Origin of the sequence: Pseudolysinimonas sp. (assembly GCF_051954455.1) — a bacterium.
Lineage (GTDB): Bacteria > Actinomycetota > Actinomycetes > Actinomycetales > Microbacteriaceae > Pseudolysinimonas.
Map to the genome: position 1 here is coordinate 78,063 of NZ_JBQCHS010000002.1, position 9,626 is coordinate 87,688.

The following is a 9,626-nucleotide window of genomic DNA, read 5'->3' on the forward strand; positions in this document are numbered from 1 at the left end:
ACGGCAACCAGGAGAACGGCGGCGGACGATGACCACGGGTCTCGACGTCGCCAAGAAGGCAGTGGCCTTCTGGCAGAACGTGCACGGCACGGAGTCGCTGGACCAGCAGTGCCAGAGGTTCTCCGGCTACTACTGGATCTGGGCGTACCAGGGCGGCGAGACGGGCATCCTCGGCTACGGCTCTGCGCGCGCGGCGTACCAGGCCAGCAAGATCGAGAACCTCGACATCAACTCGGCCCCGGTCGGCTCGAACCTGTTCTGGGACGCTGCTCCGTACGACCACGTCGGCGACGTCGTCGGCTACGACGGCAACCGCGCGGTCGTCGCCTACGCCACCCGCTTCGGCGACACGATCGCGGAGCTGGGCAACGGCGTCAAGCTGTCCCACGCCGACACCTACCCCCACAAGTTCAAGGGCTGGTCGTACGCCAACGGCAAGAACCGCGCGACCTCCGGCCTCACCGACTACAACGCGCAGCCGCTGCAGGGCAACCAGCGCGTCGCCGTCTCGCCGCTCGGCGCCAACGGGCGAGAGGACGCCACGAGCCAGAGCGCGCTCAAGGGCGGCGTGCTCGCCGGCAAGGTCGGCAACTTCGACGGCTGGAAGCACGGCGAGTCCGTCAACGGCAACGACATCTGGTTCCACGGCGCCATCTCCGGTGCCTGGTTCTGGTCGGGCGGCTTCACCGACACCGCGGTGCACGACCTCACCGACATGAACCCGGTCGTCATCGACCCGAAGGCGCGCATGGTGCGCGGCTCGACGTCGGCCAACGCGCGCCTCGACCCGAGCACCCAGCAGCCCGGCCAGGGCACGGGGCTCCTGCCGAACCGCGTCGTCGACATGGTCGCGTTCGCGCACGGCCAGAAGGTCTCTAACGTCAACGTCCCCGACGGCACCGACATCTGGTACTTCGACGGCACCTACTGGTACTGGGCCGGCGGCTTCACCACGATCGACACCTCGGGGCTCGTCGACCGCTCGGCCGAGTTCACCCCGCCGCCGGCGATCGTCATGGCCTCCTTCGGCATCGACCTCGACAGCTCGCGCGCGGACTTCGACTTCGCCAAGGCCAAGGCCGAGGGCGTCGACTGGGTCGGCATCAAGATGGGCGGCCACAACACCTCGAAGCAGGCCATCGAGAGCCACTACGGCGCGATGGTCGACGCGGCGCACGCGGCCGGCCACCGGGTGCTCCACTACTACGTGAGCGGCAAGGGCGACCCGGTCGACGAGGCCAAGTTCGTCGCGGCCAACCTGCACGGCTTCGCGCTCGACAGCGACGGCATCATGGCGGACAACGAGCAGTTCGGCCACGGCCCGAACGGCGACCAGAACGTCAACTCGACCATCTGGGACGACGACTTCCTGGCCACGTTCTTCATGGAGCTCCGGCTGCTCACGCGCGCCCCGTACACGCGGATGGTGCACAACTTCAACGAGCAGGTCCACAGCACGATGGACTACTCGAAGACGGAGTCCCTCGGCGTCCAGAACGGCCCGGCGAACTACTACTCGAACCCGACCACGCGCGTCGCGCAGAACGTCCCGACGCTCACGAAGACCTGGTGGGCGACGCAGTTCTCGAGCCAGCAGACGGTCGCCGGCGTCAGCCCCGTCGACGGCTGGTGGAGCGACAAGACGGTCGACCAGCTGTTCGCGCGCGGCGACGTGCTCGAGGACAGCACCGAGCCCACCCAGCCCACCGACGGCGGCACCACCACCCCGCCGACCACCGGCGGCGACACCCCGTCGACGCCGTCGAAGCCCGAGACGAACCGCGGCGGCATCATCGCCGCGATCGTCACCCTCGTCACGATGCTCGCCGGCTTCATCGCCGCCGTGTGGCCGTGGCACTGACCCCCACACCAAGAGAAGAGGAAGCATGAGCGACACCAGCAGCACCACCCCCGTCTCCGTCACCGTCGCCGAGGCCACCGCGGGCATCCCCGCCGGCGCCGGCGCGCCCGCGACCATGGCGACCATCGCCAAGGACATCGAGCAGCTCGGCGCGGACGCCAACATCCAGGCCCTCGAGAAGACCCTCCTCGGCCGGATCCCGAAGAACATCCGCGGCGGCATCTACGAGGCCGGCAAGGCCGCGGGCATGGTCGGCGCCGCGGGCTTCTCCGTCGCGGCCGTGCTCGAGGGCAAGCAGCAGCTCTTCGTCCTCGGCGGCGCGGCGCTCCTGCTCTCCCTGAGCTCGTGGATCAGCAAGGCGAACCTCGTCTAGCCCCCAACGCAGAAAAGTCCCCCAGCTGGCGCGTGGCGCTGCTGGGGGCCTTTTGCTGGCTATTCGTAGTCGAGCCGGTCCATCACCCACTGGATCGTGGGCGGGTGGCCGATGGTGAAGGCGTGCGCGATCGCGTGCCGCGCGGCGTCCCGGTCGTGCCCCTTGCCCGGCCACTTGAAGCCGAGGTGCTCGAGCATCGTGTCGGGCGCGTGCCGCTTGTAGTTGTTGCGCTGCAGGAAGACCGGCCGCGGGTGCCACATCGCAGCGAGCACGCCTTCCACCCGGAGCGGCTCGACGTTCGGGTGCTCGGTGCGCCCGTCGTCGACGAACTCCTCGGCGATGACGCGGGTCGGCAGCCACCGCGGGACGACCTCCTTCACCAGGTCGACGACGCCGTAGATCCCGCCCGTCTGCATCCCGTGCGCGAGGTGCTCGAGGGGGCGATCCCAGAACATGTCGAAGACCGCCCAGCCGGTCGTCTCGCCGGGGTCGAGGACGAACAGGCGCTCGTCCGACGCGAGGCTCACGGGGCGAACTCCCGGTGCAGCTCGACCAGCGAGTCGTTGTACCGAATCTCGCCCCAGATCGACTTCCAGGCGGCCAAGGACTCCGGGTTCGCCGACGTGACGCGCCCGATCGTGCCGACGTTGCGGTCGAGCGTCTCGGCGATCCAGTTGAGCGGCACGCCGTCGGCGACCGCGGCGAGCACCCAGCGGCGCTCGTCGGGGGTGAGGGGCCGGCCGGCGGGCTTGGCCAGGCGCATCTTCGCCCGCCAGCGGCTGACGGTGCGTTCGGTCGTCCCGACCTCGGCGGCGATCGCGGCGATCGGCTGATCCGCCTCGGTCATCTCGCGGATCCGCTTGATTGCGGCCGCGGGGAGGTGCCTCGGATCGGCGCTCACGGCAGCACCTTCCGGTAGCCCGCCTCGAGGATCCGCCGCGCGACCCGGAAGCGGAACTGCGACTCGAGCTGCTCCGCGGCGGACGCGTCGGGCTCGACGACTGGGTGCGGCTTCTCCCACTCCGCCTGGTAGATGTGCACGACGTCGCGCACGTCGTCGAAGGCGATCGGCGCGTGCTCGCGGAGGCCGAGGATCCGGCCGAGGCGGTCGTGCAGCTTGGCCGCCTCGTCGAGCGTGAGGTAGATCGGCTCGGCGTCGTGCGAGTCGTCGACGAGCGAGAGGTAGATCCACGGCTCGGGCCAGACACTCGAGTCGCGGTCGACGTCGACGTTGAGCGTGCCCTTCCCAGAGTCGTAGCGGTGGCGGCGCATCGACAGGGCGATGTCCTCGTTGGTGCGGTCGATGAGGCTCACGCGGCCTGTCCTTCCTGGTCGACGCCGGCCCGGGTGGCGACGTACTCGATGTGCTCGTTCAGCAGGGCGAGGGAGTCGCCTCGGTTGCCGGTCAGGCGCTCGACGTTCCCCAGCGCGGTGAGCGCCACGTCGAGCTGCTCGCGGATGACCTTCTCGACGTCGGCGTAGTAGCCCTTCCGCGGGTTGGCTCCGGTGTAGCCGATGATCGCGTCGACGGACTCCCCGAACTCCTCGCCGACCTTGATGAGGCGGTGCAGATCCCCCAGCTCGCGCGCGAGGTCGTCGCGGGTCATCCGGGCGAAGCGGCCGCGGTTGGCGGTGTCGAAGTGCTCGGACAACGCGCTCAGCTGCGCGGCCGCCTTCTGTTGCGCGCTCACGCGGCCAGCTCCTCGGGCTCGTCGACGTAGCCCAGCTCCTTGCGCATGCGCCTTCTCTCGTTCTCGCTCGTGCCGCCCCAGACGCCGTACTCCTCGCCGGTCTCGAGCGCCCACGCGAGGCAGCGCTCCTTGACGTCGCAGGCGACGCAGATCTTCTTCGCCGGCGTCGTCGGCTCGCCCTTCCCCGGGAAGAAGAGGTCCGGGCTGGTCTCGGCGCACAGGCCCTCGTCCTTCCAGTCCTGGTCGACCTCGCGCCTGCTGCCGATGCTGATGATGTTGCTCACGCCGCCGCCTTCTGCTCGATGCTCTCGGTACGCGCCGCAGCCCACTGCGACGCCGTCATGTTGTTGACCGGCAGGACGATGAGGTCCAGCGCCGGGTGTTCGTGGAAGAGGTCGACGAGCAGGCCCGCGACCTCCATCCAGCGATCGCGCTCGGCGCGCATCGCCGGCAGCTCCTCCTCCTCATCGAGGCGCTTCACGACGTCCTTCGCGTCGGCGAGGTAGGTGTTGACGGTGCCGAGCAGGTGCACGGTGCGCTTGCGCCACAGCGGCTCGCCTCCACCCTGGGTGCGGTTCGCGAAGCCGAGCTGCTCCTCGATCGACGCCTTCGTCCGACGGATCAGCTCGAGCGTGCGGTCGACCCGCACCGGGTCGAGCATGAGGGTCCACACCTTCCCGTCTCGGAACGCGCGCTTGACCATCAGGTCGCAGTACATCCTGTCGTCCGCGAGGTCGAGGTCCACGCCCTCTACGGCGACGGGACCGAACAATGCCAAGGTCATCCGACCCACTCTCCAATCTCGATGAGCTCGACGGCGGTCGCCGTCGCCTGCTTCTGCTTGTTGCTCTTCGCCCGGGGAACGAACGTGGGGATCAGATCCACCAGCCACTCCTCGAACCGCCCGGCGGCATCGAGCCACCGGGGTGCCTTGTTGACCCAGAAGTCGCCGTCGTTGTAGGTCGCGTTCATCTCGTCGGCCATGCGCTCGGCTGCGCGCACGCGGCGCTGGTAGGACTCCTCGGTCTCGACGACCTTGCCCGCCCGGTCCTTCCCCGCGACGACGCGGATCGGCTTGTACTCGTGGAAGTGCTCCGTCGGCCAGCCTGCGGCGTCCCAGACGCGCGCCTGCTCGAAGGAGCCGCCCTTGAACCAGAGCAGGACGGCGGCGCCCGGCGCGTGCGCGAGGACCCAGAGGTGCTCGACCTCCTTGTCGGGCCGTGGCTTGCCCGCGTTCGGCCCGGTCTTCACGGGCGGCTGCGTCTCGAGCGTTGCCGTCGTCGCAGCGCGCACGGTGAAGCCCGCCTCGAGCATCGGCTTGATGTAGCGCTTCGGGCTGGGCCGGGTGATCGCCGCCGGGTCATCCACCTCGGTGAAGGGCTGCGTCACCGTGATGCCGTACTCGACCTCCTCGACCTCGTCCGGCTCCGCCTCCGCCTTCGGGAGCGAGAAGATCCCTTCGTCGGGGACCGTCCCGTCAGTAAGGAAGGTCGCCATAGACGGCCTCCTCGAGCGATCGAGCGGGGAGCACGACCTCCGGCGGGAGCTCGGTGGCGCCCGGGAAGTGCATCGCGATCCAGTCCGCCGTGGTGAAGCCGACGCCGTCGGGCTGCATGGGGTCGAGGATCCACTCGAGCCAGAAGGCCACCTCCTCGACGTCCTGCCAGTTGCGCAGCTTCGAGACGGTGCCGGCGAACGGCGCGGGCCCCTTGAAGGAGAGGATGCGCAGCGGCGTGCCGGGGAGAGCCTCGACCAGCTGCAGCTGGAAGTCGAGGTGGTTGCGCTCGGCGACGAGGGCCTTGGCGGCCTTCACGACATCGACCACGACCGGCGGGACCGGCCACGGCCAGCAGGCGAGCGGGAGGACGGCGCTCATGCGGGCTCCTTCGGGGAGAACAGGGTCATGGACTGCAGGTTCATCAGGTACCGCTTCGTGGCGGTGCGGGTGGCCCACGGGGCCTCGAGCACTGGGCAATCGCCGGCCAGGACCGCCTGAGCGACCTCGAGCTGCCAGGGACTCAACTCGATGCCCGCCCAGGCGGTCCACTCGGCGAAGCCGATGGGCCGTTCGATCAGGTCCACGGCTCGCCTTCGACCCTGCGGACGATGCGGCGCACGATGTTCTTGTGCACGTCGAGCAACCCGCCGATGACGTTGAAGCTCATGCCGCCGCGCTGGTACGCCTCGTAGATCAGCGTCTTAGGGCGCTCTCGCTCGACGCCGGCCTTGGCCAGCTCGAGCGCCATGGGCAGCTGCTTCTCGGTCAGGGACGAGATGCCCCACGCCCTGGCGCCACCGCGGCCCTCGAGCGCCCACGGGGAGAGCCCGAGCCAGCCAGCGATCTGCGCGGCCGTGAAGGTCTCGTAGGCCAGCAGCTCCTCTGCCGCGACCATCCTGTCCTCACGCTCGAGGTGGTTGCGCTGGACGTGGTGCAGCGCGGTCTCGAGCGCCTTCACGCGCTTCCTTCTGAGGGCGTCGCGGTCGACGACCAGTTCGTCGTCGAGTTCGGCGTCATCGCTCATGCGGCTTGCGCCTCCTTCTTTATCTGGGGGTGTCGGGCCCACCGGGCGTGGGATCCCTCGCTCGAGTTGTGCGACCCGCACGCGGGCCGGATGTTGTCGCGGCGGTAGGAGCCGCCGTCGCAACCGAGGGTGATGCGGTCCACCGTGATCGTCTGCAGCGTCAGGATCGCGCTGCAGTCGGGCACGAAGCACGGGGCCGTCTCACCGTCACCGAAGGTGTCGAGCAGCCACTGCTTACGCGCACGCCGCGCATAAGACGAGCCCCTTGCGTTCGAGTTGGAGGTGCCGCGGGCGCGCGGCGGGCGGGGCGGACGGAGCTGCTGCCGGGTGGTGCCGCCGGCGTCGACTACGAAGACCATCAGGCGGCCTGCCGTTCGACGTCGTGCGCGATCGCCAGCACCCACGGGGCTCCGAGGCCGTCCTGCCGCTTCACCACGCGCTGCTCGGCGATCAGCTGGTCGATCCAGCGGTTCACCTCGAAGACCGGAGCGTCCATGGAGCGGTAGACCTTCGACAGCTCCCACTTGCCGCCCTTCTCGGCGACGAGCTTCTCGATCGCGTCGACCTGCTGGGCGAAGTCGCTGTCGGTGGTGAGCTTCGCCATCGCCACGGCGGAGCGCAGGAACTCCTCGCTCGCCTCGAGTGCGATCAGGACGTGCCTCTCGGTCACGAGCTTCTGCGCCTCGGAGAGGGCGACGAGCGCGCTCATCTTGAGCACCTGGTTCGGGAAGCGCGCGGCGTAGGGCTTGAGCGCGACCTGGTTCGGCCTCGACTTGAGCACGGCGCGCATCTTCCTCATCGCGGCGTTCAGGCGCGCGAGAGCGGCCGGCTCGTACTCCATCTTGAGCGGGAACGCACCCTCGAGCTCGAGTCGGTCGCGGTTCTTCACCCACGCGCGCGCCCACTCGTTCGGCATGCCGTTGTACGCCGCGTCGGCGTCACCCTCGATGAGGCGCACGTCGAGGTCGTCCTCGCTCGGCTCGATGTTCTCGCCGATCACGAAGAGCGATCGCACGAGGAAGCCGCTCTCCCAGAGCGCGGTGTTCATCGCCTTCGCCATCTTCGCGCTCGTGCCCTGCAGCAGCAGGGAGAACGACGTCGTCGCGCTCTTGCCGGAGATTTCCTTCTTCGTCGACCGCAGGCTCGCGCGGACCTTGCCCTCGTAGAACTCCGTCCACCGTGTGATGAGGTCGCCGCGGAAGCCCTTCGTGCCGCTGAGCTCCCCGAGGAGGCCGTGGGCCTCGTCGATGACCTGCAGGCTGGGCTGGCCGTCGCGGGCGATCAGCGCGTCGTGCAGCGCCTCCGTGGTGGCGTCGGCGCCGAGGTTGGGGCTCTCGTCCTTGAAGAACGCGTCGATGACGCTCTCGGCCTTGTCGAGCGCCTCCGTCTTGCCGGTCGAGGACTCGCCGATGATGATGCCCCACAGGTTGACGCCGAGTCGCTTGCCCTCGCGGGGGATGTAGCCCAGCATGCCGAGCACGGTGCTCAGGATGATCCAGACGTGCAGCCGGTGGTAGGGCATGTTGGCGAGCTTCACGGAGCCCTGGACCCACTCGAGGTAGGCCGTTCCCCACCAGCGGTAGGTCTCGGTCTTGAGGTCGCGGCGCTCCGAGTCGATGAGCAGCTCGATCGGCTCCTCGGCGGCGAATAGCGGGGTAACCGGCGCGAGCGAGGGGACGGCGCCGGCCTCCACCGCGGCGACGCCGGACGCCTGCTCCTGCAGGAACTCGCGGTAGGCCTTCTTCGCCTCCTTGAAGAGCACCAGGCGGCCGTCGTGCTGGCGGATCACGGTCTCGGCGGCGACGCATCCCGCGACGAGCGAGAACGCGTGCTGCATGTCGAGACCGCCACGGAACGACTCGAGCAGGATCTGCCTTCTGCGATCCCAGCGCGCGCCGTCGGTGTCGCTCGAGGCGTCGGTCCAGATCAGGTCCATGAACTGGCCTCCCTTGGAGGTGTACTCCGGGGCGCCCTCCTGGGCCTTGAGCAGCGGAAGGAGGCGCGGGACCTCCTCGTCGTCCGACGGGGGCTCGGCGAACTGGCCGGTGGTGACCTTCCGGGCCGACTCCCACTGCTCGAGGATCTTCTCCGGGCCCCAGCCGTCCTCCGGGTAGACCGGGGTGTAGGTGAGCAGCAGCGTGACGGCGGAGTCCTCGGTCGTCGCGTACGCGCCGGAGTTGACCATGCGCGAGAGCCAGGCGGCGGACTCGAAGACGGCGGCGTGCCAGCCGGCTCCCTCGTGCCACTTCTCCGGCAGCGCCTGCAGCCGCTGGACGATCCAGGCGAGGCTCGAGCGCTCCTTCTCGGAGGCCTCTTCGACCTGCTCGCCGGTGTACTCGATCTGGGTGTAGCTCTGCTTCTCGGGGATGATCGCGATGAGCTCCGGCGGCGCCTCGGGCGCGTTGGCGATCGCCTCGAGCGTGCCCTTGTAGGTGCCGGTCGGGAGCATCGAGCCGGGTCCCGCGGCCTGGCCGCCGACGCCGCGGACGTCGACCTTCGGGTGCAGCTTCTTCGAGTTGGTCTGGACCTCGATGTCGAAGGAGCGGTAGTAGACGTGCATGCCGCCGTTCGGCGTCATCACCTCGGCGCCGGGCGCGTAGCCCTGGTCGCGCCACCAGTCGATGGCCTCCTGGCCGTCCAGGTCGATGACGAAGAGGCCGTCGTAGCCGGTGCAGATGCCGTAGTTGCTCTGGGGCCTCTGACGGAACCAGTCGTCGACCTGCTCCGGCTCCGACGAGGCGTCGTTCTGCCAGTTCTCGATCCACGGCACCTTGCCCATGGGGCGGAGGGGCACGACCCGAAGGCCCAGCTCAGCGGCCTTGTAGGCCAGGTCGGCGATCGCCGTGGGTCGTGCCACTGCGGAGGTTCCTCTCATGTCGAATGGTTTGGTGGGGCCGGGAGGACTCGAACCTCCGTGTGATGTGCCTGGTTTACAGCCAGGTGCAGTCGCCGCTGTGCCACGGCCCCATGGTCGCGCCCGCTGCCTCATCTCGACCGATGGACTTGACCCACATGGGGAGTGAACGTCGGTGAGGCAGCGGGCGCGATTAGCTGGCTATCCAGGCACAGCTAGACGGTGGGTCCGGTCCCCGCTCCCGCGGCGGCCGCGGCGGCCCACGGGTCGACGGGCGCACCGGCGGCCGGGGCGGCGGGCGCCGGCGGCGCGGCCGGAGCCGGCT

General features: G+C 69.4%; 14 protein-coding genes and 1 tRNA gene. 2 read left to right on the forward strand and 13 right to left on the reverse strand.

Features of this window, described 5'->3' with window-relative positions; translation table 11 throughout:
• Nucleotides 1-28 precede the first annotated feature (28 nt).
• Together ACTHM3_RS00970 and ACTHM3_RS00975 are read left to right on the forward strand one after the other, a co-directional pair.
• A complete protein-coding gene (locus ACTHM3_RS00970; protein WP_440404213.1) occupies nt 29-1,861 on the forward strand; it encodes a hypothetical protein in 1,833 nt (610 codons plus the stop codon).
• Between the two features lie 25 nt (nt 1,862-1,886).
• The gene (locus ACTHM3_RS00975; RefSeq protein WP_440404214.1) at nt 1,887-2,234 is read left to right on the forward strand and encodes a hypothetical protein; all 348 of its coding nucleotides are present in this window, start codon (nt 1,887-1,889) and stop codon (nt 2,232-2,234) included.
• Nucleotides 2,235-2,293: 59 nt separating this feature from the next.
• On the opposite strand, the gene ACTHM3_RS00980 is transcribed toward ACTHM3_RS00975, so the two are convergent.
• The 13 genes from ACTHM3_RS00980 to ACTHM3_RS01040 form a co-directional block, all read right to left on the reverse strand.
• Nucleotides 2,294-2,761 (reverse strand): hypothetical protein, encoded by a 468-nt coding sequence (locus ACTHM3_RS00980; protein ID WP_440404215.1) that lies wholly within the window; start codon nt 2,759-2,761, stop codon nt 2,294-2,296.
• Nucleotides 2,758-3,135 (reverse strand): hypothetical protein, encoded by a 378-nt coding sequence (locus ACTHM3_RS00985; protein WP_440404216.1) that lies wholly within the window; start codon nt 3,133-3,135, stop codon nt 2,758-2,760. Before ACTHM3_RS00985 ends, ACTHM3_RS00980 begins: the two co-directional genes overlap by 4 nt.
• Nucleotides 3,132-3,548, reverse strand: coding sequence for a hypothetical protein (locus tag ACTHM3_RS00990; RefSeq protein ID WP_440404217.1), 417 nt, complete (start codon nt 3,546-3,548; stop codon nt 3,132-3,134). Before ACTHM3_RS00990 ends, ACTHM3_RS00985 begins: the two co-directional genes overlap by 4 nt.
• A complete protein-coding gene (locus ACTHM3_RS00995) occupies nt 3,545-3,925 on the reverse strand; it encodes a MazG-like family protein (RefSeq protein ID WP_440404218.1) in 381 nt (126 codons plus the stop codon). Before ACTHM3_RS00995 ends, ACTHM3_RS00990 begins: the two co-directional genes overlap by 4 nt.
• Complete coding sequence (locus tag ACTHM3_RS01000; protein ID WP_440404219.1) at nt 3,922-4,209, reverse strand: WhiB family transcriptional regulator; 288 nt, start codon at nt 4,207-4,209, stop codon at nt 3,922-3,924. Before ACTHM3_RS01000 ends, ACTHM3_RS00995 begins: the two co-directional genes overlap by 4 nt.
• On the reverse strand, nt 4,206-4,709 hold the full coding sequence (locus tag ACTHM3_RS01005; RefSeq protein ID WP_440404220.1) for a hypothetical protein: 504 nt from the start codon (nt 4,707-4,709) through the stop codon (nt 4,206-4,208). The genes ACTHM3_RS01000 and ACTHM3_RS01005 overlap by 4 nt, the downstream gene beginning before the upstream one ends.
• Nucleotides 4,706-5,422 carry a hypothetical protein gene (locus ACTHM3_RS01010; protein WP_440404221.1) on the reverse strand — a complete coding sequence of 239 codons (717 nt, stop codon included), beginning with the start codon at nt 5,420-5,422 and terminating at the stop codon, nt 4,706-4,708. The genes ACTHM3_RS01005 and ACTHM3_RS01010 overlap by 4 nt, the downstream gene beginning before the upstream one ends.
• On the reverse strand, nt 5,403-5,801 hold the full coding sequence (locus ACTHM3_RS01015; RefSeq protein WP_440404222.1) for a hypothetical protein: 399 nt from the start codon (nt 5,799-5,801) through the stop codon (nt 5,403-5,405). Before ACTHM3_RS01015 ends, ACTHM3_RS01010 begins: the two co-directional genes overlap by 20 nt.
• The gene (locus ACTHM3_RS01020) at nt 5,798-6,007 is read right to left on the reverse strand and encodes a hypothetical protein (RefSeq protein ID WP_440404223.1); all 210 of its coding nucleotides are present in this window, start codon (nt 6,005-6,007) and stop codon (nt 5,798-5,800) included. Before ACTHM3_RS01020 ends, ACTHM3_RS01015 begins: the two co-directional genes overlap by 4 nt.
• Nucleotides 5,998-6,447 carry a hypothetical protein gene (locus tag ACTHM3_RS01025; RefSeq protein WP_440404224.1) on the reverse strand — a complete coding sequence of 150 codons (450 nt, stop codon included), beginning with the start codon at nt 6,445-6,447 and terminating at the stop codon, nt 5,998-6,000. The genes ACTHM3_RS01020 and ACTHM3_RS01025 overlap by 10 nt, the downstream gene beginning before the upstream one ends.
• On the reverse strand, nt 6,444-6,806 hold the full coding sequence (locus tag ACTHM3_RS01030) for a hypothetical protein (protein WP_440404225.1): 363 nt from the start codon (nt 6,804-6,806) through the stop codon (nt 6,444-6,446). The genes ACTHM3_RS01025 and ACTHM3_RS01030 overlap by 4 nt, the downstream gene beginning before the upstream one ends.
• Nucleotides 6,806-9,304, reverse strand: a complete 2,499-nt coding sequence (locus ACTHM3_RS01035) for a bifunctional DNA primase/polymerase (protein ID WP_440404226.1) — start codon at nt 9,302-9,304, stop codon at nt 6,806-6,808. The genes ACTHM3_RS01030 and ACTHM3_RS01035 overlap by 1 nt, the downstream gene beginning before the upstream one ends.
• 29 nt (nt 9,305-9,333) lie before the next feature.
• Nucleotides 9,334-9,414, reverse strand: a tRNA-Tyr gene (locus tag ACTHM3_RS01040).
• Nucleotides 9,415-9,626 lie beyond the last annotated feature (212 nt).

Excerpts from the sequence above, each read along its gene's own strand:
- ACTHM3_RS00970 (WP_440404213.1), top strand. The coding sequence starts at position 29 with ATGACCACGGGTCTCGACGTCGCCAAGAAGGCAGTGGCCTTCTGGCAG.
- ACTHM3_RS00975 (WP_440404214.1), top strand. The coding sequence starts at position 1,887 with ATGAGCGACACCAGCAGCACCACCCCCGTCTCCGTCACCGTCGCCGAG.
- ACTHM3_RS01005 (WP_440404220.1), bottom strand. The coding sequence starts at position 4,709 with ATGACCTTGGCATTGTTCGGTCCCGTCGCCGTAGAGGGCGTGGACCTC.
- ACTHM3_RS01010 (WP_440404221.1), bottom strand. The coding sequence starts at position 5,422 with ATGGCGACCTTCCTTACTGACGGGACGGTCCCCGACGAAGGGATCTTC.
- ACTHM3_RS01015 (WP_440404222.1), bottom strand. The coding sequence starts at position 5,801 with ATGAGCGCCGTCCTCCCGCTCGCCTGCTGGCCGTGGCCGGTCCCGCCG.
- ACTHM3_RS01025 (WP_440404224.1), bottom strand. The coding sequence starts at position 6,447 with ATGAGCGATGACGCCGAACTCGACGACGAACTGGTCGTCGACCGCGAC.
- ACTHM3_RS01030 (WP_440404225.1), bottom strand. The coding sequence starts at position 6,806 with ATGGTCTTCGTAGTCGACGCCGGCGGCACCACCCGGCAGCAGCTCCGT.